Origin of the sequence: Gordonia zhaorongruii, from assembly GCF_007559005.1 — a bacterium.
Taxonomy (GTDB): domain Bacteria; phylum Actinomycetota; class Actinomycetes; order Mycobacteriales; family Mycobacteriaceae; genus Gordonia; species Gordonia zhaorongruii.
Genome location: NZ_CP041763.1, coordinates 1,778,322 through 1,801,185 on the forward strand (window position 1 = coordinate 1,778,322; position 22,864 = coordinate 1,801,185).

Sequence of the window (22,864 nt, forward strand, 5' to 3'; positions counted from 1 at the left end):
CCGCGACGCGACGATAGTTGACGCCATGGCACCCCAGAATCCCGAAGTTCCCGATGACGTCTTCGCCGAAGTCCTGACGCAGATCACGCAGTTCGTGCGGACCCGGGCCGTTCCCCGCGAGCTCGAGATCGCGTCGACAGACGAGATTCCCGACGACCTCCGGGAACAGGCCAAGGCCATGGGGCTGTTCGGGTATGCGATCCCCCAGCGATGGGGTGGCCTCGGACTGGACCTGAGTCAGGACGTCGAAGTCGCCATGGAACTCGGCTACACCGCGATCTCGTTGCGTTCCATGTTCGGGACCAACAATGGGATCGCCGGTCAGGTTCTGGTCGGGTTCGGAACCGACCGGCAACGCGATCGGTGGCTGCCCGCCATCGCGTCGGGAGACGTCGTCGCGTCCTTCGCGCTCACCGAGCCGGGCGCCGGATCCAATCCCGCCGGGTTGAAGACGACCGCGCGGAGAGACGGCGACGGATGGATCATCAACGGCGGCAAGCAGTTCATCACCAACGCCACGCGGGCGGACCTGTTCGTCGTGTTCGCCCGAACCGACCCCGCACCCGATCACGGCACCGGCATCGCCGTCTTCCTCGTTCCTGCCGACAGCCCTGGCCTCGAGGTCGGAGCGAAGGACGCGAAGATGGGACAGGCGGGGTCGAGTACTGCCGACGTCACCTTCGCCGATGTCCGTGTGGAGGCCGGCGCGCTTGTCGGAGGCGATGCGGAGACGGGCTACCGGGCGGCGATGGCGTCCCTGGCACGCGGACGCGTCCACATCGCGGCACTGGCCGTCGGGCAGGCTCAGCGCGCCCTCGACGAATCGGTTGCCCACGCCGCCACGGCGACGCAGGGCGGCACACCGATCGGCGACTTCCAGCTCGTTCAGGCCATGATCGCCGATCAGCAGACCGGCGTCATGGCCGGCCGGGCACTCGTGCGTGATGCCGCGCGAGCGTGGGTGGACGAGACCGATCGCCGCATCGCTCCGTCTGTGGCCAAGCTGTTCTGCACCGAGATGGCCGGGAAGGTCGCCGACCTCGCCGTCCAGGTGCACGGCGGCTCCGGGTACATGCGCGGTGTCGCCGTCGAACGCATCTACCGCGACGTCCGGCTGCTCCGGCTCTACGAAGGCACCAGCGAGATCCAGCAGCTGATCGTCGGAGGCGGGCTGATCCGCGCCGAGAAGAAGAAGGCGCAGTGAATCGGCGGCCGGTCAGGCCCGCCGCTCCTTGACTGCACCCGAGGGGTGCCATACGAGCGAACCGTTCTCGAAATCCTGCTTCTTACCGCCGTCGTAGGCGTACTCGTCGGATACGGGCCAGCCGAGCGGCCCGACTTCGTACCCTTCCATCGCCCACCGATCGCCGATGACTCCTCGCACCGGGAAACCCGGCTCACCGTAACGGCGGTAGACCACGCCGCCCTGAAACGCCTGGATGTCGCCGACCCCTTCGACAACGGCGTGACGGCGCACCGGGTAGCCGAGAAATCCCTGCTCCCAGCCGTTCTTCTGCCACACGTCGTGGACGTGCGACGGTACGGCGATCGCAGCGCCGCCCGCCACTCGCGGATTCCAGTAGACGGCCCCGTTCCGGAACTCGGCGAAACGCCCGACCCCGTCACGGGTGGGCGTCACCCCGTCCGTGATCCGATCGCCCAACCAGGCGGCCGTCGCCGCCTCAGAAGCGATCTGGCTTTCGCCGGATCTCGGCGCGCCCTCGGAGATCAGCGATGCCACGTCCGCACGGAACGCCGCCATCTCGATCCCCGCCGGATCGATCTTCCCTTCGGAGCTGTACTCCTTGTGCCCCACGACCATTCCGGCACCGAATCCGACGCGGCGCGCGATCGCTGCACAGATCCGCTTGTAGGCGTCCAGCTGGACGGCGGGCCACACCTGACCCCGCCCGTCGTTGACCGCCTCGATGCCGATCGTGTGCCAGTTCGCATCGTCGGTGGGCCATCCTGGCCAGGATCCACGGCCCGCGTGCCAGCAGACGCCCACCGCGATCACCCGGACGGTGCCGTCTCGCTCGAGCACGAGTTGCGCGAGCGGACCGGGCAGGTCTGGCCTACCGTACTGCACGACGCGCCAGTCGTCGGCTCCACCACCTGCGGTGTGGTGACAGAGGACACCGAGGATGTTCCGGAAGTCGCCATGCCCACGACCACGCCATCCATCGTGCTCCACGACCCTCAGCCCTTCGGCACGCAGCACATCTGCGAGCCAGACCGGATCACCAGTCCACGCCATCGATCCTCCTCGCCGGGGTTCTCCCACAGGGTGCCAGAGTGTGCAGCTTCCGATTCACCAGCACACCGATGGACGGACTCCTACGGTGAACTCAACTGCGCCGGTCCGATTCCGGATCACCGCCGCCCACCACCGATGGAAGTCCATGAGCCTCGAATCCCAGTCACGCCAAGGCCTCTCCCGCCCACTCTGCGCGGCCGCGGTCACTGTTCTCGCCGGCGGGCTGCTCTCGGGAGGAATCACCGGGCTCGTCAGCCACGATGAACGCGTTGAACACATCCCGGGAAGCAATGCCTGGGGTGTCCACCTGGTCATCACCGCGATGGCGTTCATCTTGATCCTCGCCGTCTGGTTGTTGCGTCGCCGGTCGGGCCGTGCGAGAACACCGCTGATTCTCACCCCGCTCGGGACGCGGGCGGAGTGTCGGATTCGCCGGACCGCACGCCTGTCTCCGTTGCGCATGGTTCCGGTCGTCCTGTTGCTGGTATTCACCGCATACGGGCTGTGGCGCGCAGGGATGCAGGTATTCGCCGGCTTCGACCCGGCCTTCGTCACCAATGCGTGGGGCGGTCCGAGTTATCTCGGCGCCATGTACTGCCACTACCTCGATGGCGGCTTGATGATCGCTGCGGCACTGCTGCTCATCCACCTGATCCTGGTGAGCGCGAAACCGGCGGACACACCTGAAGGTGAAACCCGAGCCTCGGACACCTGAGCACCGCCACCGCATTCATGGAGATCTCCCGCCGCCGGCACACCGAGCCGCCCCACGTCGATGGACGCCGCCGAAAAGGATCAGACCGTCACACGCACCCGGTGTGTTAATCTCGGTCAAATTAGAACACGTTCTATTTACAGCGCCGGGCTCACTGGAGCCCTCCGTTTCGTCGAGCATGGGAACTCACATGAAGGTCGCAGTCACTGGAGCAGCCGGTTTCGTCGGCACGAATCTGGTCAATCAACTCGTCGCCGACGGTCACGACGTCGTCGCTATCGATCGCGTGTCACCGGCGCACGACTCGACCCACCCGCAGGTGACCTGGACCTCGATCGACATCTTCGACTCCGAGTCACTGGCACACGCGTTCTCCGGGGTCGACACCGTGTATCACCTCGTCGCGATGATCACTCTCAAGCAGAGCGACGAAGTTGCCTGGCGCGTGAACACCGAGGGCGTCGCATCGACGGCCAGGGCTGCATTGACGGCCGGGGTCCGCCGCTTCGTTCATTGCAGTTCCATTCACTCCTTCGACCAGTACACCGACAACGGACTCGTCGACGAGACATCGCCGCGGTCGGTCGATCCGGGCCTGCCCGTCTACGACCGTTCGAAGTGGGCAGGAGAACAGGAACTCCACAAGGTGATCGCCGACGGCCTCGACGCGGTGATCTGCAATCCCACCGGCGTGTACGGCCCTGTCGATCACGGCCTGTCGCGCATCAACGGCATGCTTCGCGACGCGGCGCAAGGAAAGGTTCCGGTGTTCGTCGAGGGGACCTTCGACCTCGTGGACGTGCGCGACGTCGCTCGCGGCCTGACTCTCGCCGCCCAGCACGGCGTCACCGGCCAGAACTACCTACTGGGTGGATCCCAGGTACGGCTGTTCGACGCGATGCAGACCATGGCCGGCCTGTGCGGGCGATTCCGCCCGCTCTTCGCCATCCCCCTGAGCCTGATCAAGCTCATCGTGCCGATCGCCGAACCGATCAGCAATCTCCTCGGATCCGATCTCGTCTCGCGCTCGTCGATCGCTGCACTCGTCGCCCAACCGACCGTTGACATCAGCAAGGCCGCAACCGAACTCGGCCATCGGCCACGCCCGTCGGCGGACACTCTCGCCGACCTCGCGTCCTTCCTGTGCGACTCGGAACAGATGGGATCGGCACGTCCGACCTCAGACCAGCGCTTCGAATCGGCCGTTCCCAGCAGCGTCGCCTGATCCACTCCGGTCGGAGCGAACCGCCGGCTCCAGACCTGCCTGTGCACTCGCGAGACCCGTCCGCGATCGTCGACTCAGCGTCTCCTAAGCGACCCCCGCGCATTCTGTGCACATGCGCAACAACCCTCGGCTGATCGCGGGCCTCCTCCTCTTCACCGCCGTGTGCGTTGTCGGTATCTGGATCGCACTCGACGACTCGGTACCCGCCCTCGACCGCGCCGTCACGGATGCCGTCGTCAGCCACCGAATCCCACTGCTCACCTCGATCACTTCGGCAGTCACTCTCGCCTGCAGTCCCGTCGCCGTTTCGGCGTGGACGATGCTGGCCGCTGTTCTGCTCCTCCTGCGCGACAGGACTGTTCACCGCGCACTCCCATTGGTCGCGACCGTCGCGGTGGCAGGCGTCGTCGGTGAGATCCTCAAGATCACGGTGCATCGCCACCGCCCGCCGGCCACCGTTCAGCTCGGGCCTCACGAGGCGGCGTTCTCGTACCCGTCTGGGCACGTCCTCGGCACCACTGCTTTCGTCCTGACCCTGCTACTGGTCACCACGGCTGGTTCGGGGCGTGCCGTGCGAGGCGCCGCCCGGTTCGTCGCACCGGTGATCGTGACAGTCGCCGCGTTCACCCGCCTGTACCTGGGAGCTCACTGGCTCACCGACGTCGCCGCAGCCATCGCACTGGGCATCGCCGCGTCGCTGATCGTGCCGGTCTGGGCGACGGCGCTCGAGCCGGTCATCGCGCAGCACTCGCCGCCACTCCTCCGTCCTTACCTCTCGACAGACGCCGGGTCGCAGGCGGCGCCGCAGCGATCGCCCCTCTCCTGTTCAGCACGCTTCGATGAAAGGCCGCAGCCATGACCACTTCCCCTGCCCGCACCCCCGATGCGGTGCGAGCTGCGTTGAGCAAGGTCCCCGAAGTGACCCTCTACTTCTGGGTCATCAAGATCCTGGCGACCACCGTGGGCGAGACCGCCGCCGATTACCTCAACATGACTCTGGGCCTGGGCCTGCAGAAGACCACGGTGGTCACGGTGGTCCTGCTCGCCATCAGCCTCTGCGCCCAGTTCGCGGTACGTCGGTACGTCCCGGCTCTCTACTGGTGGACGGTGCTGCTGATCAGTGTGACCGGCACCCTGATCACAGATAATCTGACCGACAAGTGGGGCGTCCCGCTCACCGTGTCGACCGTGGTGTTCACCGTCGCACTCGTAGCGGTGTTCGCTGCTTGGTACGCGAGCGAACGGACGCTGTCGATTCACTCGATCCGCACCCATCGACGCGAGGCTTTCTACTGGCTCGCCGTCCTCGTCACCTTCGCCCTGGGCACCGCCGCCGGCGATCTCATATCGGAGCGTCTCGGACTCGGCTATCTTATCTCCCTGATCATCTTCGTCGCCGTCATCGCCGCGCTCACCGCATCGCACTACACACTGCGGCTGAACGCGGTGCTCGCCTTCTGGGCGGCGTACATCGTGACGCGTCCACTCGGCGCGTCCCTCGGCGACCTGCTCACCCAGCCTGCCGACGCCGGCGGATTGGGCATCGGCGCCACCGCCACGAACGTCGCGTTCCTCGTCGTCATCGTCGCTCTGGTCGGCTACCTGTCTGCCACCCGAGTGGATCGAATCGAGCAGTCGTCAACCGAGGCGCCGCCACGCATCGCGTCGCGCTAGTGTCGAGCCGTGAGCACCGCGTCGACCACGGTCTACCAGCGAGTACGGAGATGGCTGCGTCCCGTCAGGACCAGGCTGACCCTGCTCGCGACCGGACTCGTGACCGTGGCCCTGGCCATCGCGGCAACCGTGATGGTGGGAGTGCTGCACCAGGTTCTACTGAGGTCGGCAGACGCGTCGACGTCGACGCGTGCGGAGCAGATCGCCGACGAGATCATGCACGACGGACCGTCGAGGGTCGACCCGGACCTACTCACCACCGGGCAGAACATCTCGGTCATCCAGGTCATCGACAAGACGGGCCGGATCCGGTTCGCCAATCAACCCCAGTACGACCGAGCTCTCTCCGCGCCCGTGCTCCCGGGGCGACGCGCCACGGTGCACGGCGCGCACGCGATGCGGGGATCCGATGACGAGTTCCGCACAACTGTGCTCGGTGTGGAGTCGCCGCAGGGGACATTCAGCGTCGCTGTCGCCGCCGCGGAGGAGCCTCTCAACCGAACCGCGGTCATCGTCGCGATCCTGTGCTGCATCGCCTTCCCGCTCATCGTCATCGGAATCGCGTTCCTCACACACCATTTCGTCGGGCGGGCGCTGCGCCCGGTCGACGACATGCGGAAACGTGTCGATGCAATCTCCGGCGGAGACATCGACCAGAGAGTCCCCGTCCCCGAGACGGATGACGAGATCGCCACCCTCGCGACGACGATGAACGAGATGCTCGATCGAATCGAGACTGCGCGCACGCAGCAACTCCGCTTCGTGAACGACGCATCGCACGAGCTCAACAGCCCTCTGACCACACTCGTCGGTCTGCTCGACCTGGCCCGCGCCACGGACGAGCCCATCGATACGGAAACCGTGAACTCGGTGATGCTGCCGGATGCGCTCCGACTCCAGCAGATGGTCGCCGACCTGCTTCTGCTTGCTCGATCCGATGAGAGCGGGGTGCCGCTGACGACCCGCATCGTGGACCTCGATGAACTCGTCAGCGCAGAGATCGCCCGACTGGAGGCCATCACGGACCTCACGGTTCACGCCGAGATCGTCGCGGTTCGAATCAACGGAGACGGAGAGAAACTCGGTCGGGCCTTGCGCAACATCGCCGACAACGCCGTCCGGCACACGCGTGATTCGCTGACCGTCTCTTTGACCCACGATGCGGTGGCGCGCACCGCGACCATCACCGTCTCCGACAATGGGACAGGCATTCCGGATGCCGACAAGGGCCGCGTCACCGACCGTTTCGTGCGTCTGGACACCGCACGTGCACGGACGCGCGGCGGCTCCGGTCTCGGACTGGCCATCGTCAGCGAGATCGTCCGCGCACACCACGGCACCGTGATCGTCACGGATTCCAGTGCCGGCGGCGCCATGGTCGGATTCGCGCTGCCGACCACCTGACACCGGATTCAGCCGCCACCGTCGGCCGCGAGGCGGTATCCGACGCCGCGCACCGTCTCGATCGCGGCACACTCGAACGGCGCATCGATCTGCTTCCGCAGGTAGCTGACGTAGACCTCGACGACGTTCTCGTTCCCCCGGTAGTTGATGTCCCACACCGAATCGAGGATCTCCGTCTTCGTGACGGCCTGGCCACGTCTGCGCATCAGGTACTCGAGCACCCCGAACTCGCGCGGTGTGAGGGACAGTTCGACCTCACCGCGGTGCACTGTGTGCGCACCCGGATCCAGCCGCAGGCTCCCCGCAGACAGGACGGATGGCCGTTCCGGTGCGGCCCGGCGCGCGAGCGCACGCATACGGGCGATCAGGACGACGAACGAGAACGGCTTGGTGAGGTAATCGTCGGCACCGAAATCGAACGCGTCGGCTTGGTCGTACTCGCCGTCCTTCGCCGTCAGCATGAGCACCGGAGTCCACACGCCGGCCGCCCGCAGGTCGCGGACCACTTCGTACCCGTTGCGACCAGGCATCATGATGTCGAGAACGACGACGTCGAACGCCTCGGTCGTCGCCTTCTCCAGTCCGGCGACGCCGTCATGGACCACGTCGACGACCCATCCCTCGGCAGCCAGCATCCGCCGAACCGTCTCCGCGACGTTGCGATCGTCATCCACCACCAGCACACGCACAGCTTCACTATTCCAGGTCAGCGCCGCGCCGGAATCCATGCGCGACCGAACGCCCGGATTCAGCCCGCCACGGGCACTCCGCGGCCGCGGTTTCGCCGTGTCGAGCCGGGGATCATCCGACTCAATTTCGCGGCCGACGGTCTCCACCAGTAGTTTGGAGCATGTGACTGCACCTCCCCCTACCCCAGATAACGCCGCCGACACCGGTTCGTCGGTCGCTTCGCGCGTCGGCCACTACTACCGGATGAACGACACGTTCCAGGTCGGTCGGGAGAAGATCCGCGAGTACGCACGCGCGGTGCAGGATTACCACCCCGCCCACTGGGACCCCGAGGCCGCGGCCGCGTTGGGTTACTCCGGCCTCGTCGCGCCGCTGACCTTCACGTCCATCCCGGCGATGGCCGCCAACCGGCATCTGTTCGAGTCGGTGATCGTCGGGTACGACACGTACGTGCAGACCGAGCAGGTTTTCGAGCAGCACCGACCGGTCGTCGTCGGCGATGAGCTGATCACCGACGTCGAGCTGTCGAGCGTCCGACGGATCGCGGGCAAGGACCTGATCACGGTGACCAATACGTTCACCGACACAAAGGGCGAGAAGGTGCACACGATGCACACCACCGTCGCCGGCGTCACGGCCGAGGAAGTCGACCCGGCTATCACCGAGTCGGTGCGCAAGGTGATGATGCACGATGTCAGCGTGCTCGCGAAGGACGACTCCGACGCGGCGTACACGCCGGCCGCGCGGCCCGAAGGCGACGTCCACGTCGCCGAGGACGCACGAGTTCCCGGAAGCCCGTCGTTCGATGATCTGACGGTCGGTGACGAGATCCCGGTCAGGAACGCAAGCCTTTCGCGCGGCGACCTCGTCAACTACGCAGGTGTCGCGGGTGACGCCAATCCGATCCATTGGGACGAGGAGATCGCTCGCCTTGCGGGACTTCCCGATGTGATCGCCCACGGCATGGTCACGATGGGCCTCGGTGCCGGATTCGTATCCTCGTGGTCAGGTGACCCCGGTGCCGCCACACGATTCGGTGTGCGTCTGGCGTCACCTGCCATCGTCTCCGCGGAGAACGGCGGCAGCATCGAGTACAGCGGCAAGATCAAGTCGCTCGATCCGGAGACGCGTACTGGCGTGGTCCTCGTCGTCGCGAAGTCGAACGGCAAGAAGATCTTCGGTCTCGCCACGATGGCGATCCGGTTCCCCTGAGTTCACACCCACCGATGGCGCGGCGAGCGCCGACTCCGGCGACGTTTCAGAGGTGAGTCGCGCGCAGCGCGCTCATCCGTCCGTCGAGGCTTCCCGGTCCCTCCGCATCGAAGTACGGTGCGTGCTCGGCAGTGGTCGGGTCGATCGTCGTGCCCAGCCGGCCGAGTTCGACCAGTACCGGGACGGCGGTCAGACCGAGTTCGGTCAGCGAGTACCGCCCCTGCTTCCCTCGTCCAACCTGGGATTTACTGAGGAAGCCGGCCGCGGTGAGGTCGGCGAGGCGCCGCGATAGGACTGGCGCGCTGATGCCCTCGTCGCTGCCCGCCAGAAGATCGCGGAACGAGCGCCGATCATGCAGGCTGATGTCGCGCAGGATGAGCAGGCTCCATTGATCCCCGAGCATCTCAAGGGCTCGGTTGATCGGGCAGGTCGACCGCGGCGTGGTGATCACAACATCTCCGATGTGGTTGCATTCTGTTACTAGTCGCGCTTAAGGTACAGCGACTGGTAACAGATTGTTACCACATTGAAGCTGAAGGAGCCTCGATTGAAGGCCTTCGTCCTTGAGAAGTACGGATCACAGCTGCGGGAAACGAACATGCCGGTACCGACCCCCGGACCGCGTGAGGTGCTCGTGCGCATGGCCGCAGCAGGTGTGAACCCCGCCGACGAGCGGCTGCGCTCGGGCGAGTTCAAGGCGATCTTCCCCTTCCCACTCCCCAAGGTCATGGGCGGCGAGTTCGCGGGCGAGGTCGTCGCGGCGGGTGCCGCCGTCACCGCTCCGGCGGTGGGCGACGCCGTGTACGGCTACGTCGATCTGGCCGCCACCGGCGCCCTCTCCGAGTTCATCGCCGTCGATGCCTCCACTGTCTCCATTGCACCGCGTTCGGTGAGCCTGACCGAGGCCGCAGCCCTTCCCGTCGCTGCCCTCACCGCTTGGCAGGCACTGGTCGAGATAGGCGACGTGAAAGCAGGTCAGACCGTGCTGATTCACGGGGGCACCGGCGGCGTGGGATCGATCGCGATCGAGCTGGCCAAGCATCTCGGCTGCACAGTCGCTGCCACCGTGTCGGAGCCGAATGTCGAAGCAGCCCGTGAACTCGGAGCCGACATCGTCATCGACTACCGCAGCGAGGAATTCTCGCAACGACTCGCCGGCGTCCCCGTCGATCTCGTCCTCGACACCCAGGGCGGGAACACGTTACTGGCGTCGCTCGGAGTGCTGCGCCGCGGTGGCACCGCAGTGGGCATCTCCGGACCTCCCGACCCGAGGTTCGCGCAGCGCGTCGGAGTCAATCCGTTGGTGAAGCTCGCGATCCGTGCCATGAGCGCACGCGTTCGTCGCAGGGCCCGCTCACTCGGCGTCGACTACCGGTTTCTGTTCATCTCCCCGGACGGCGCCGTGCTGCGCCGGTTCGCCGAACTCGTCGATGAGCGCGCTATTCGACCGGTCATCGACCACGTGCTGCCGTTCGGCCAGACTCCCCAAGCTCTCGCCGATGTGGTCGGCGGCGGGAATCGCGGCAAGGTTCTGGTCACCACGGAGCCGGGGGCGGCGACCGGACCACTCTCCCAGCGTCGCCCGACCACTTGGGCCACGGCACCCAACGAACGCCTCGTCGTCCGCTCGCGCACCGTCGTCTACCGCGATCTCGGCCCGCAGGACGGTGTCCCGCTGGTTCTGCTCGCCCACCTGGGCGCCACGCTCGACGAGTGGGACCCCCGCTTCGTGGATGCACTGGCCGAAGACCGCCGGGTGATCGCCTTCGACCAACCTGGAATCGGTGGGTCCACCGGCAGCGTTCCCGGAACCGTCGCCGCGATGACCCGATCTGTCGAGGAGTTCATCGCCACCCTCGGGCTGGCACAGATCGATGTGCTCGGTTTCTCGCTCGGCGGCTTCGTCGCACAACAACTGACCCTCGACAGGCCCGACCTCGTGCGTCGACTCGTCCTGGCGGGTACCGGCCCCGCTGGCGGCGAGGGTATCGAGCGCCCGACCGGTGCGGCGTACATCTACGGGGACATGGTCCGTGCCGCGCTGGCGCGCACCGATGCCAAGGAGTTCCTGTTCTTTCCCCGCACGCACTCGGGCAAGAGCGCGGCCGCTGCCTACCTCTCGAGGCTGAGCGAACGGGTCATGGATCGCGACGAGCCGATCGCAGTGCCGGCCTTCCATCGCCAGATCATGGCGATCAGAGCGTGGGGAAATACTGCGCCGCAAGATCTTTCCCGTATCTGCATCCCGACGCTCATCGCCAATGGCGACAACGATCGCATGGTGCCCACCGCGCTCTCGTACGACGTGCACGCGCGCATCCCCGGCAGCACACTCATCGTCTATCCGGACTCCGGCCACGGTGGAGTATTCCAGTACGGTGACGAATTCGTATCCGCGGTACGGGACCACCTCGACACCGACGCCTGAGTCTCATTCGCGGCCGAGTGGATACACTTCGGCCATGATCGCAGCACAGCCTGCGGTGGTGCGCCGATGAGCGGACTGTCCGCGACCGACCGAGCTCTCCTGGACGTCGCGCGGCGCCAGTACCGATCACCCAACGCACACGCCGACGCCGTGCGTGACGAACTCGGACTCTCACTCACCGAGTACTTTCACCGGGTGAACCAGCTCGTCGACGACCCCGAGGCCCTCGCCTACTCACCGATCGTCATCAACCGGCTGCGACGAAGCCGCAGGGCGTAGTCTACTCTCCCGTCGGGCATGACCCGGCCGGCCTCCCTCACTCCAGGTATGGGAGGGTCCGCACATGGCCGATGCAGGGGTAGCGACTGTTCTCGCTCTGATCGTTCTCGGTCTCGCCGGCGGCATCGGCATCACTGCGCTCGGGCCGGGCGGAGTACTGCCGACCATCGGCTTGTTCACCCTCACCGGACTTTCGGCGCCCGCCGTCGCCGGCACCGCCATCGTGACCCACGTAGCCACCGGACTCGCCGGATCAGCCGCGTTCTGGAAATCAGGTCAGCTCCGTCGTGCGGATACTCGCCACACCGCGGCGATCCTTGCGGGATCTGCCGTCGTCGGAACTCCAGTCGGTGTCTGGGTCAACACGCTTGTGCCAGACCGCGTGTTCGGCGTACTTCTGGCAGGGTTAGCGGTCGGGGCCGCGATACTCCTGTGGGTCCGCGAGGGCCAGTCACGCGTCTCGCAAGCCACAAGCAATCCGCCACCGACAGTCATCGTGGCTGTCGGCTTGTCAGTTGCACTGATGAGCGGGATCGTCGGCATCGGCGGGCCGATGCTGACCGTCCCGATTCTCATCGCACTCGGGACGCCGGTCCTCGAGTCGCTTGCGGCCGCGCAGGTCCAGTCGGTTGTGATCGCGGCGATCGGCTCGGTGGGCTACGCAGCGCACGGCGCCGTCGACTGGCGTCTCGCCGCCGTGATCGGACTTCCAGAACTGCTCGGCGTGTTCATCGGCTGGCGCATCGCTCACGCACTGCCGACGCGGGCGTTGAAATGCGCGCTGATCGTCGCATTGCTGGCACTTGCTCCGTACCTCGCGTTCGTAGCGTGATCATCAGCACATATGCAATGAGATCAGCCCGTCGACCGTTGAAACCTGTAGCTCACTCCTCTAATGTTCCCGATCCGGGGAGAAGTGAAACCCAACACGTGATAACTGAAATACCGGGGAGACTCAATATGGCAACGGACTACGACGCACCACGACGCAACAGCGACGAGGACGTCACCGACACGACTCTGAACGCGCTCAAAAAGCAGACCACCCGCGAACAGGTCGAGATCATCGACGAGGATGAGGCGACTGCCGCCGAAGCATTCGAGCTGCCGGGCGCCGACCTCTCCGGTGAAGAGCTGTCGGTACCAGTCGTCCCGAAGCAGGACGACGAGTTCACCTGCACCAGCTGCTTTCTCGTTTACCACCGGACGCGGCTCGCCTTTGAGAAGGGCAACGAGAGGATCTGTTCCGACTGCGCGTAACGGTCATGTAGCCGCGCAGCGAACATGCGACGTGTTCTAGGACGCTGCTAAGAAAAGCCCCTCCCGGAGTATCCAGGAGGGGCTTTGCCTTGTGCGCTTCTGTCGGGCTGGCGGGATTCGAACCCACGACCCCTTGACCCCCAGTCAAGTGCGCTACCAAACTGCGCCACAGCCCGTTGCCCCGGCGAACCGAAGCGAGATTTACCTTAGCCCACGCCCTCACGCGAGAACGAATCGCCTGGTCATCACCGGTACGTCAGCACGCGTTCATCAAGGCCGGCAGCTACTTCCGACGCTGCTCCCGCTTGTCCTTCACGCGCACGTTGACCCGCAGCGGCGAACCGTCGAAGCCGAAGGTCTCACGTAGCCGCCGTTCCAGGAACCGGCGGTAGCCGGCTTCCAAGAACCCGTTCGTGAACAGGACGAACGTCGGCGGCCGAGTCGCAGCCTGTGTGGCGAACATGACCCGTGGCTGACGACCGCCGCGAACGGGCGGCGGAGTCGCGGAGATGAGCTCCTTGAGCCAGTTGTTCAGTTGGCCCGTCGAGATGCGACGGTCCCACGAATCGAGGGCACCCTCCATCGCCGGAACCAGCTTCTGCACACTGCGGCCGGTCTGGGCCGAGATGTTGACGCGACGCGCCCACGGCACTCGTGCCAGTTCGCGATCGATCTCCTTGTCGAGCACCTCACGCCGGTCCTCGTCGACCAGATCCCATTTGTTGAACACGACGACGAGAGCACGACCGGTCTCGACGATCAGCGACAGCACGCGCAGATCCTGCTCGGTGATCGGCTCGCTGGCGTCGATCAGCAGCAACGCGACTTCGGCCGATTCCAGGGCGGCGCGCGTGCGCAGCGAGGCGTAGTACTCGTGACCGCTCGCCGTGCGGACCTTGCGGCGCAGTCCCGCGGTGTCGACGAACTGCCACGGCTTACCGCCCAGTTCGATCACCTCGTCGACCGGATCGACGGTGGTGCCTGCGACGTTGTCGACCACCGAGCGTTCCTCACCCGCCAGCTTGTTCAGCAGTGAGCTCTTGCCGACGTTGGGCTTGCCGACCAGAGCGACGCGGCGCGGACCGCCCACGCCAGGACGTGCACGCGGCGTATCGGGCATCACGTCGAGGATCCGATCGAGAAGATCAGCGGTTCCACGACCGTGAGCGGCCGAGATCGTGTGCGGCTCCCCCAGTCCCAGGGACCACAGCACCGCGGCATCTGCCTCAGCGCGCTCGGAGTCGACCTTGTTGGCAGCCAACAGGACCGGAGCCTTGGAGCGGCGCAGGACACGAGCCACCGCCTCGTCCGTAGCCGTCGCACCGACCGTGGCGTCCACAACGACGACGATCACGTCCGCTGACCGCATCGCGAGCTCAGCCTGCATGGCGATCGACTGCCCCATGCCCTTCGCGTCCGGCTCCCACCCACCGGTATCGGTGACCATGAACGACCGGCCGGTCCACTCCGCCCGGTACGAGACCCGGTCACGGGTCACCCCCGGCACGTCCTCGACGACGGCCTCGCGGCGTCCGAGAACACGGTTCACGAGCGTCGACTTGCCGACGTTCGGCCTCCCGACCACCGCTACGACGGGCAGCGCCGCCGGACCGTCCACCTGATCCTCATCGGAGACGAAATCGCTGATGTCCCAATCCGACTCGCTGCTCCATACCCCGTCTCCTGCGGCCTGATCCAGGTCGCCGAGATCGGCGTCGTCCGCGAAGTCGCTCATCGCTGTCCTCCGATACGCGTCTCGACGAGCTCGGCGAGCCGGTCGAGAACTTGGTCCAACGTCATGTCACTGGTGTCGACGCGCACGGCGTCGTCCGCCGCACGAAGCGGCGATGCGGCGCGAGTCGAGTCCAGATGGTCGCGACGGTTCACGCTGTCGAGCACCTCATCGAGAATGCTCTCGCGGCCTGCCGCGATGTTCTGCCGATGGCGGCGCTCGGCGCGCGCCTCCGGCGTTGCAGTCAGATAGATCTTCAAGGCGGCGTTCGGGAACACGACCGTGCCGATGTCCCTGCCCTCGACGACGAGCAGCGCCTCGTTCGCGTGATTTCGCTGCATCTCGACGAGTTGTGCGCGAACGGCGGCATTCGCCGACACCGCCGACACCGCGCCGGTCACCTCGTCGGCCCGGATCTCCTGCGAGACGTCGTCACCGTTGAGCGTGACGACGTTGTCGCCGCCGTCGTCGGCGATCAGCCGGATGTCCGCCGACGCGACGATATCGGCGACGCCGGCCTCACCGGGGTCCATGTCAGCGCGCAGGACCGCGAGCGTCGCCGCGCGATACATCGCGCCGGTGTCCAGGTACTGGGCATTCACCCGATCGGCGAGCAGTCGTGCAACGCTCGACTTTCCGGTGCCCGCAGGCCCATCGATCGCCACGACGAGGTGGGTTACCGTGCGCTCGCATGCATCGGTACTCACAGTCCCACCGCCTTGTACAGCGCGCCGATCTCCTTTTTGTCGAGTGCGCGCAGGCTTCCCGGCCGCTGCACTCCCAGGTGCACAGCACCGATGTCAGTGCGCACCAATCGCTGCACCGGGTGGCCGACAGCCTCCATCATGCGACGCACCACGTGCTTGCGGCCCTCGTGAAGAGTCAGGCGCACCAACGATTCGCCTTGGTGGAGCTCCATCAGCGTGTACGAGTCGACCGAGACCGGACCGTCCTCCAACTCGACGCCTTCACGCAGACGGCGGCCGAGGCCACGGCCGACCTCGCCGCGGACGGTCGCCATGTAGGTTTTCGGCACCTCGAAGGACGGGTGCATCAAACGGTGCGCCAGCTCGCCGTCGTTGGTCAGCAGCAGCAGGCCCTCGGTGTCGGCGTCGAGACGACCGACGTGGAAGAGACGCTGGCCGGCCATCACCCGCTCGGCAACGATGTCGCCGATGCACGGGCGTCCGTAGTCGTCGCTCATCGTCGACTGCCAGCCCTTGGGCTTGTTCAGCGCCAGGTACTGCTTGGACTCGTCGATGACGACGCGGGCACCGTCGACCTTGATGATCGCCGCGTTCGGATCGATGCGCAGACCTTGCTCGACGACGATCTCACCGTCGACCTCGACGCGTCCGGCCGCGATCATCTCCTCGGCGCCACGGCGCGACGCGACGCCGGCCGCCGCGAGCACCTTCTGCAGGCGCATGCCGTCGGACACATACGTGGCACCGTCGCCTTCGACGACGGGAACCTGGTGGCGTGCGGGTCGTGAATTGTTGAGGCGGACCTTGCCCGTCTCCACGTTGGGACGCGACCCCTTGCGGTGCGGCTTGCGAGTGCCCTGGCCGGGGTTCTTCCCACCGGTCCCCCGCGAGTTCTTCGCTCCGCCGGACTTCGCACCAGAGGTTTTGGGCCCGAACGGCTTGGCTCCAGGTGATTTTGAGGCCGACGATTTGCCACCGGGCTTCTTGCCCGTGGGTTTCTGACCGCCGGACTTGCTGTTACCACCGGACTTGCTTTGACCACGGGAATTGGGTCGTCCTGGCTGGTCTCGTCCCGGTCTGCCGTCTCGGCTAGCGGATGCCATGAGTGAATCCTTCGATTGCGTTGCTGTGCAGTTGTCGGCGCCGGTCAGTCGTACGACCCCGCCGTGTCATCGACGCAGACTCACTCCTCGTCAGCCTCCGCCAGCGCCGTGGAAGACGCGTCAGGTCCCGATTCTGCCGTCTGAGCACCCAATTTGGCGAATCGCGGGTCGTCGAGCAACTCGTCGCCCAGATCGTCGATGACGTCGACGTCCGGGAGCAGGGGCGCCAGATCGGGTAGGTCCGACAACGTCGCCAGCCCCAGTCTCTCCAGGAACAGCTCGCTCGTGCCGTACAGGGTTCCGGTGGTCTGCGGGTCGTTACCGACCTCGTTGACCAGGCCGCGGGCCACCAGAGTGCGCATCACTCCATCCACGTTGACCCCGCGAATCGCACTCACCCGGGCGCGCGTGACCGGTTGCCGGTATGCGACCACGGCCAACGTCTCGAGTGCGGCACGTGTGAGCTTGCTCCGAGTCCCGTCGAGAAGGAGACGTTCCACATAGGGCGCGTACTCGGACCGGGTGTAGAAGCGCCAGCCGTCGCCGGCGTAACGCAGATCGATTCCGCTCCCGGCCTCGGTCAGGTCAGCGCTCATCGTCGTCAATGCGGATGCGATGCGCGCCGATTCCTGGTCGAGCGCCGACGCGAGTTCCTCGACGGTCACCGGAGTGTCGACCACGAGCAGGACGGCCTCCAACGCCGCGCGCAGTTCGGCGTCGTCGAGCCTCCCGTGCTCCTCGACCAGCTCATCGCCATCAGCCGTGTCCGAACCTGGGGCTGGATCGAGTTCGTCGCTCATCCGTAGTCCTCCGTCTCGTCGATCTCGATATCGACTTCCTCGGCGTCGATGTCACCGGTCCAGCCGACTTTCAGTTCGCCGAGCGCCTCGGGCTGATCGAAGGCGACGGCACGCTCGCGGTACAGCTCCAGCAGCCCGAGGAACCGCGCCACCACCTCCAGTCCGTTGCCGCATTCGGCGACGATCTGGCCGAATGTCAGCCACTCCCCGTTCGCTTCGGCCAGCAGTTCGGAGATGCGGCGTGCCTGCTCGGGCACCGATACCGGGGAACCGTGCAGATGGTCGAGACCGACGGTCGGCGTCGGCTTGGGCGTGAGGGCTGCGGCCGCGATCTCGGCGAAGCGCTTGGCGTCGACACCGATCCGGACCTCCGGCAGGAGATCCTCGAACCGCTCGTCGAGCGATACCGCCCGCGGGTAGCGCTGCAACGCAGCAGCCTCGAGTTCGGCGAACAACAGAGCGACCTGCTTGTACGCGCGATACTGCAGCAATCGGGCGAACAGCAGATCGCGGGCCTCTAGGATCGCCAGGTCCTCGGGATCCTCCACCTCGCCCGACGGGAGGAGCCGGGCTGCCTTCAAGTCCAGCAGAGTCGCCGCGATCACCAGGAACTCGGTGGTCTGCTCCAAGTCGGCTTCGGCCCCGAGTGCCTTGGTGTACGCGATGAAGTCGTCGGTCACCACGTGCAACGCCACTTCGGTGACGTCCATCCGGTGCTGACTGATGAGATCGAGCAGCAGGTCGAACGGCCCGGTGAAATTGGTGAGATTGACCCGGAATCCGGACTCGTCGGACTCGGAATCGGTCGGCACTGAATCAGTCGGCACCGAATCGGCTGGAAGCGCGTCGACCGGCGGCGAATCGTCGTGGGGCGACACGACGGAATCCACCTCGGTCACGTCGATCACGCGCTGCGTTCGTTGTGCGCGATCACCTCGCGCGCCAGGTTCCGGAACGCGATCGCGCCAGTCGACTTGGGCGCCCACGTGATGATCGGCTCACCGGCGACGGACGTCTCGGGGAATCGGACGGTGCGGTTGATGACGGTGTCGTACACCGCGTCGCCGAACACCTCGACCACGCGCGCCATCACATCGCGCGAGTGCAGTGTCCGCTGATCGAACATGGTGACGAGGATGCCGCCCAACTCCAGTCGCGGATTCAGGCGATCGTGCACCTTGTCGATCGTGTCGGTCAGCAGTGCGAGTCCGCGGAGACTGAAGTACTCGCACTCCATCGGGATCACCACGTTGTCTGCGCAGGCAAGCGCATTCACGGTGAGAAGTCCCAGCGACGGCTGGCAATCGATCAGGATGTAGTCGTACCGATCCGCGACCGGATGCAGCGCCCGCGCGAGCGCCTGCTCACGGCCCACCTCGGTGACGAGTTGGATCTCGGCGGCCGACAAGTCGATGTTCGACGGCAGCAGGTCGAGTCCGTCGACCCGCGTCCGCATCAGGACGTCGTCGGTGGACGCGTACGGCGCCACCAGGAGATTGTGGACGGTCTGCTCGAGTTCGTGATGTGCGACGCCGAGGCCCGCCGACAGCGCGCCCTGCGGGTCGAGATCGACGAGCAGCACCCGGCGGCCGTTCTCAGCGAGCGCAGCGCCCAGATTGATGGTCGACGTGGTCTTGCCGACCCCTCCCTTCTGGTTGCACATGGCGATCATCACCGCAGGACCGTGGCGGTCGAGGGGCGCCGGATCCGGGATGTCGCGGTACGGGCGGCCTGTGGGACCGAGCTTGTCAGCGGGAACGTCGAGTGCCCCCTGCTGGGCCTTGGCACCGGCTTTGTGGTCCACCTGTCCGATGCTCCTTCCCGCAGCCGTCTGGTCTGCGCCGCCCGCATGCAGAGAAGCTCTCTGCATGATTACCGACCGTATCCTCCCCGATTCTAGTGGGTCCGGTGATCGTGCTGCGCGAGGCGGTCGGCGTGCCGCGCGTGCTCCTACCGGGCTCGCGGATGCGCCGTTACGTACACCTCACGCATCGTGTTCACCGTGACCAGCGTGTACACCTGCGTGGTCGTGACCGATGAGTGGCCGAGGAGCTCCTGCACCACACGCACATCGGCACCGCCGTCGAGGAGATGCGTCGCGAAACTGTGCCGCAGCGTATGCGGCGACACGTCCTTGTCGATCCCAGCCCGACCGGCAGCGTCGACGAGCACCTGCCAGGCACTCTGCCGGGACAGCCTGCCGCCGCGGATGTTCAGGAACAGTGCAGGCGTCCCCTTCTTCACCAGTGCCGGCCGACCACGCACCAGGTAGGCGTCGACCGCCGCAATGGCGGGGCGTCCGACCGGGACGATCCGCTCCTTGCCACCCTTACCGTGCAGCACGACGGCCCGGTGCGCCATGTCGATGTCGTCGACATCGAGCGCCGTCACCTCGGAGATACGCGCCCCGCAGCTGTACAGGAGTTCGAGGAGCGCCCGATCGCGCAGGGCGCGCGGCCCCTCCGGTGAGCCGGCCGCGGCGAGGATCGCCAGCACATCATCGACCGGCAACGACTTGGGAAGCCTGCGTGGCGCCTTCGGCGGACGGACGGCGTGCGCCACATCGTCGACGACGACTCCTTCGGCCGCGGCGAACTTATGGAAGCCACGAGCGGACACCAGGGTGCGCGCCACCGAACTGTCCGCGAGCGGCACCACCTCGTGTTCCGGATCACCTCGGCGCAAGGAGACGAGAAACTCACGAACGGTCTCCTCGCGAACGTCGGCAAGGTCGGTGATGCCGTTGCGGCACAGGAAGTCCCGGTACCGCTGCAGATCGCGGCGATACGAGGAGATGGTGTTCTTGGCGGCCCCGCGCTCCACCGTCAGGTGGTCGAGATACCGGTCCAGCAGGGCATTCACCCCGATCCTGCTGTCGACGCCCGTCCGTCCCGCCATCAACGGCGCCGGTCACGTGCAGGGAACGCGGTGGGCTCGTCGCGCCACGGTTGGTCCGTACCGCGCAGTGAGGCACCGGTACCGTCCGCTGCCGCCACCGCGAGCACGCCGGCGGCGGCTGTGGCGTTCACGATCTCCCCGGCCAGAACCTGCCGTACCGCGTCGGCGAGCGGCATCCACTCCACCGACAGGTCGGCCTCCTCGTCCTCACGTTCGGCGGCCGGAAGCACGCTGAGGCCTTCGGCCAGGTACACACGCAACGCCTCGTCGGTGAATCCCGGTGACACCACCAGATCGACGAGTACCTGCCACGAAGTCGCGGCCAGGTCGGCCTCCTCGGCCAACTCGCGCTGGGCGGCCGCCAACGGATCCTCGTCAGGTCCGCCGTCGAGAAGTCCTGCGGGCAGTTCCAGAAGCCGCCGGCCGACCGGGTGCCGGTACTGACGGATCATCGCGATCGCGCCCGACTCGTCACGCGCGACGACCGCGACCGCACCGTGATGCTCCACCACCTCCCGTTCGGCCGTCCGGCCACCGGGCATCTCGACCTCATCGAGGCGCAGGGCCAGGATCGCACCCGAATAGACGGTCTGCGAGGACCGTGTCACGAATCGGTGCGATCCCGGCGATGTCACTCCGCGCTCGCCTCGCCGGCCGTCGACCTCACTGAATCCGGGCTCACTGAATCCGGGCTCACCGAATCAGCAGTCGGCCCGTCCGCCGAGTCGTAGCCGTCGAGTTCGACGGGAAGACGCGTCGCGAACTTGTACCGCAACGCGGCATCGATGAACGCCTTGAACAACGGGTGCGGACGAGTGGGGCGGCTCTTGAGCTCGGGATGCGCCTGAGTGGCGACGAGGAACGGGTGCACGTCCTTCGGGTATTCGACGAACTCCACGAGATGACCGTCCGGTGATACACCGGAGAACTGCAGACCCGACTTCGCGATCGTCTCGCGGTACGCGTTGTTCACCTCGAAGCGATGACGGTGCCGCTCACTGATCTCGGTGCTTCCGTAGGCCTTCGCCACCTGTGTGCCTGCCGTCAGCACGGCCGGGTACGCGCCCAGACGCATGGTGCCGCCGAGATCGGCGTCACCGGCGACGGCTGCCTCCTGGTCGGCCATGGTGGCGATCACCGGCGTCGCGGTCTCTGGATCGAACTCGGTGGAGCTCGCGTCGGCGAGCCCCGCCGAGCGGGCGGCCTCGATGACCACGCACTGCAGGCCGAGACACAGGCCGAGCAATGGGATGCCGTTCTCTCGCGCGTAGGTGATCGCACCGAGCTTGCCCTCGATGCCGCGGATGCCGAACCCGCCCGGGACGAGAACCGCGTCCACATCGCGCAGTGCCGCGTTGGCACCCTCCGGCGATTCGCAGTCGTCGGATGCGACCCACTTGATCTCGGTGCGCGCGTAATTGGCGAAGCCGCCCGCCCGGATCGCCTCGGTCACCGACAGGTACGCATCGGGCAGGTCGATGTACTTGCCGACCAGTGCGACGGTCACCGTCTCGCGCGGCGTGTGCACGCGGTCCAGAAGGTCGCCCCACACGGTCCAGTCCACGTCCCGGAACGGCAGCGCCAGCTGCCGCACGACGTATGCATCGAGTTGCTCGGAATGCAGGACCTTCGGGATGTCGTAGATCGACGGCGCATCCGGAGTCGAGATGACCCCGTCGATGTCGACGTCGCACATGAGCGCGATCTTCTTCTTGAGGCCGTCCGGCACGGCCCGGTCGCATCGGAGGATCAACGCATCCGGCTGGATGCCGACGCTGCGCAGTGCGGCGACGGAGTGCTGGGTCGGCTTGGTCTTCAGCTCCCCGGATGGTGCGAGGTACGGAACCAGCGAGACGTGCAGGAAGAACACGTTGTCGCGGCCCAGGTCGTGCCTGATCTGACGTGCCGCCTCGATGAACGGCTGCGACTCGATGTCACCGACCGTTCCGCCGATCTCGGTGATGACGACATCCGGAGACTCGCCGCTCGAGTCGGCCTCGTGCATGGCCAGCATGCGGGACATCAACTCGTCGGTGATGTGCGGAATCACCTGCACGGTGTCGCCCAGGTACTCGCCGCGCCTTTCCTTCGCAATGACCGTCGAGTACACCTGACCGGTCGTGACATTGGCGGTACCGGACAGATTCCGGTCCAGGAAACGCTCGTAGTGACCGATGTCCAGGTCCGTCTCGGCGCCGTCCTCGGTGACGAAGACCTCGCCGTGCTGGAACGGATTCATCGTTCCCGGGTCGACGTTCAGGTACGGATCCACCTTCTGCATGGTGACCCGGATACCGCGTGAGGTGAGCAGTTGCCCGAGGCTCGAAGCAGTGAGCCCCTTGCCCAATGAGGACGCGACTCCGCCGGTCACGAAGATGTGCTTGGCGGCGACTTGCTCGGAACGCAGTGATCGCAAAAGATTCTCCCGTCGGGGTGTATCAGGGCTGAGGAATACCTGATGACCTACGGGACTTCAGCCT

General features: G+C 66.2%; 23 protein-coding genes and 1 tRNA gene. 11 read left to right on the plus strand and 13 right to left on the minus strand.

The window, feature by feature from the left end:
• Positions 1–25: 25 nt before the first annotated feature.
• Positions 26–1,204 (plus strand): acyl-CoA dehydrogenase family protein, encoded by a 1,179-nt coding sequence (locus FO044_RS08220; RefSeq protein ID WP_132994158.1) that lies wholly within the window; start codon positions 26–28, stop codon positions 1,202–1,204.
• 12 nt (positions 1,205–1,216) lie between these two features.
• Here the strand turns inward: FO044_RS08220 and FO044_RS08225 are convergent, their stop codons facing one another.
• Entirely contained in the window at positions 1,217–2,257 is a 1,041-nt protein-coding gene (locus FO044_RS08225; protein WP_132994157.1) for an N-acetylmuramoyl-L-alanine amidase, read from the minus strand.
• Positions 2,258–2,402: 145 nt separating this feature from the next.
• Between FO044_RS08225 and FO044_RS15040 the strand changes: the two genes are divergently transcribed.
• From FO044_RS15040 to FO044_RS08250, 5 genes are all read left to right on the plus strand, one after another.
• On the plus strand, positions 2,403–2,972 hold the full coding sequence (locus FO044_RS15040) for a hypothetical protein (protein ID WP_186290513.1): 570 nt from the start codon (positions 2,403–2,405) through the stop codon (positions 2,970–2,972).
• A 190-nt stretch (positions 2,973–3,162) separates the two neighbouring features.
• Positions 3,163–4,197 carry an NAD-dependent epimerase/dehydratase family protein gene (locus tag FO044_RS08235; protein WP_132994156.1) on the plus strand — a complete coding sequence of 345 codons (1,035 nt, stop codon included), beginning with the start codon at positions 3,163–3,165 and terminating at the stop codon, positions 4,195–4,197.
• Positions 4,198–4,309: 112 nt separating this feature from the next.
• Positions 4,310–5,056 carry a phosphatase PAP2 family protein gene (locus FO044_RS08240; protein ID WP_132994155.1) on the plus strand — a complete coding sequence of 249 codons (747 nt, stop codon included), beginning with the start codon at positions 4,310–4,312 and terminating at the stop codon, positions 5,054–5,056.
• Positions 5,053–5,871, plus strand: coding sequence for a COG4705 family protein (locus tag FO044_RS08245; protein WP_132994154.1), 819 nt, complete (start codon positions 5,053–5,055; stop codon positions 5,869–5,871). The genes FO044_RS08240 and FO044_RS08245 overlap by 4 nt, the downstream gene beginning before the upstream one ends.
• Before the next feature lie 9 nt (positions 5,872–5,880).
• Complete coding sequence (locus tag FO044_RS08250) at positions 5,881–7,275, plus strand: sensor histidine kinase (protein WP_235831545.1); 1,395 nt, start codon at positions 5,881–5,883, stop codon at positions 7,273–7,275.
• 8 nt (positions 7,276–7,283) lie between these two features.
• On the opposite strand, the gene FO044_RS08255 is transcribed toward FO044_RS08250, so the two are convergent.
• Entirely contained in the window at positions 7,284–7,964 is a 681-nt protein-coding gene (locus FO044_RS08255) for a response regulator transcription factor (RefSeq protein ID WP_132994153.1), read from the minus strand.
• Between the two features lie 163 nt (positions 7,965–8,127).
• Between FO044_RS08255 and FO044_RS08260 the strand changes: the two genes are divergently transcribed.
• The gene (locus FO044_RS08260; RefSeq protein WP_268896139.1) at positions 8,128–9,177 is read left to right on the plus strand and encodes a fused (3R)-hydroxyacyl-ACP dehydratase subunits HadA/HadB; all 1,050 of its coding nucleotides are present in this window, start codon (positions 8,128–8,130) and stop codon (positions 9,175–9,177) included.
• Between the two features lie 46 nt (positions 9,178–9,223).
• Here FO044_RS08260 and FO044_RS08265 read toward each other — a convergent pair whose 3' ends face one another.
• Positions 9,224–9,628 (minus strand): winged helix-turn-helix transcriptional regulator, encoded by a 405-nt coding sequence (locus FO044_RS08265; RefSeq protein WP_165943127.1) that lies wholly within the window; start codon positions 9,626–9,628, stop codon positions 9,224–9,226.
• Between the two features lie 96 nt (positions 9,629–9,724).
• Between FO044_RS08265 and FO044_RS15225 the strand changes: the two genes are divergently transcribed.
• The 4 genes from FO044_RS15225 (at position 9,725) to FO044_RS08285 (ending at position 13,144) form a co-directional block, all read left to right on the plus strand.
• Positions 9,725–11,605 (plus strand): alpha/beta fold hydrolase, encoded by a 1,881-nt coding sequence (locus tag FO044_RS15225; RefSeq protein WP_186290514.1) that lies wholly within the window; start codon positions 9,725–9,727, stop codon positions 11,603–11,605.
• A 66-nt stretch (positions 11,606–11,671) separates the two neighbouring features.
• The gene (locus tag FO044_RS08275) at positions 11,672–11,884 is read left to right on the plus strand and encodes a DUF3263 domain-containing protein (RefSeq protein WP_165943126.1); all 213 of its coding nucleotides are present in this window, start codon (positions 11,672–11,674) and stop codon (positions 11,882–11,884) included.
• Positions 11,885–11,948: 64 nt separating this feature from the next.
• Positions 11,949–12,716, plus strand: a complete 768-nt coding sequence (locus FO044_RS08280; RefSeq protein WP_132994151.1) for a sulfite exporter TauE/SafE family protein — start codon at positions 11,949–11,951, stop codon at positions 12,714–12,716.
• Between the two features lie 128 nt (positions 12,717–12,844).
• Positions 12,845–13,144, plus strand: a complete 300-nt coding sequence (locus FO044_RS08285) for a DUF4193 domain-containing protein (RefSeq protein WP_132994150.1) — start codon at positions 12,845–12,847, stop codon at positions 13,142–13,144.
• 102 nt (positions 13,145–13,246) lie between these two features.
• Here the strand turns inward: FO044_RS08285 and FO044_RS08290 are convergent.
• From FO044_RS08290 to FO044_RS08335, 10 genes are all read right to left on the minus strand, one after another.
• A tRNA-Pro gene (locus FO044_RS08290) sits at positions 13,247–13,320 on the minus strand.
• Between the two features lie 107 nt (positions 13,321–13,427).
• Positions 13,428–14,879: a ribosome biogenesis GTPase Der gene (der, locus tag FO044_RS08295; protein ID WP_132994149.1), complete on the minus strand. Its 1,452-nt coding sequence runs from the start codon at positions 14,877–14,879 to the stop codon at positions 13,428–13,430.
• Entirely contained in the window at positions 14,876–15,583 is a 708-nt protein-coding gene (gene cmk / locus FO044_RS08300; RefSeq protein WP_132994148.1) for a (d)CMP kinase, read from the minus strand. Before cmk ends, der begins: the two co-directional genes overlap by 4 nt.
• Positions 15,580–16,686, minus strand: coding sequence for a pseudouridine synthase (locus FO044_RS08305; RefSeq protein ID WP_132994147.1), 1,107 nt, complete (start codon positions 16,684–16,686; stop codon positions 15,580–15,582). The genes cmk and FO044_RS08305 overlap by 4 nt, the downstream gene beginning before the upstream one ends.
• 80 nt (positions 16,687–16,766) lie before the next feature.
• Entirely contained in the window at positions 16,767–17,486 is a 720-nt protein-coding gene (gene scpB / locus FO044_RS08310; protein ID WP_132994146.1) for an SMC-Scp complex subunit ScpB, read from the minus strand.
• The gene (locus FO044_RS08315; RefSeq protein WP_412917634.1) at positions 17,483–18,394 is read right to left on the minus strand and encodes a segregation and condensation protein A; all 912 of its coding nucleotides are present in this window, start codon (positions 18,392–18,394) and stop codon (positions 17,483–17,485) included. The genes scpB and FO044_RS08315 overlap by 4 nt, the downstream gene beginning before the upstream one ends.
• Positions 18,391–19,356, minus strand: a complete 966-nt coding sequence (locus FO044_RS08320) for a ParA family protein (protein WP_412917633.1) — start codon at positions 19,354–19,356, stop codon at positions 18,391–18,393. The genes FO044_RS08315 and FO044_RS08320 overlap by 4 nt, the downstream gene beginning before the upstream one ends.
• Positions 19,357–19,436: 80 nt before the next feature.
• Entirely contained in the window at positions 19,437–20,384 is a 948-nt protein-coding gene (xerD, locus tag FO044_RS08325; protein ID WP_186290515.1) for a site-specific tyrosine recombinase XerD, read from the minus strand.
• The gene (locus FO044_RS08330; protein WP_132994145.1) at positions 20,384–21,019 is read right to left on the minus strand and encodes an NUDIX domain-containing protein; all 636 of its coding nucleotides are present in this window, start codon (positions 21,017–21,019) and stop codon (positions 20,384–20,386) included. The genes xerD and FO044_RS08330 overlap by 1 nt, the downstream gene beginning before the upstream one ends.
• Positions 21,016–22,800: a CTP synthase gene (locus FO044_RS08335; protein WP_132994144.1), complete on the minus strand. Its 1,785-nt coding sequence runs from the start codon at positions 22,798–22,800 to the stop codon at positions 21,016–21,018. The genes FO044_RS08330 and FO044_RS08335 overlap by 4 nt, the downstream gene beginning before the upstream one ends.
• Positions 22,801–22,864 lie beyond the last annotated feature (64 nt).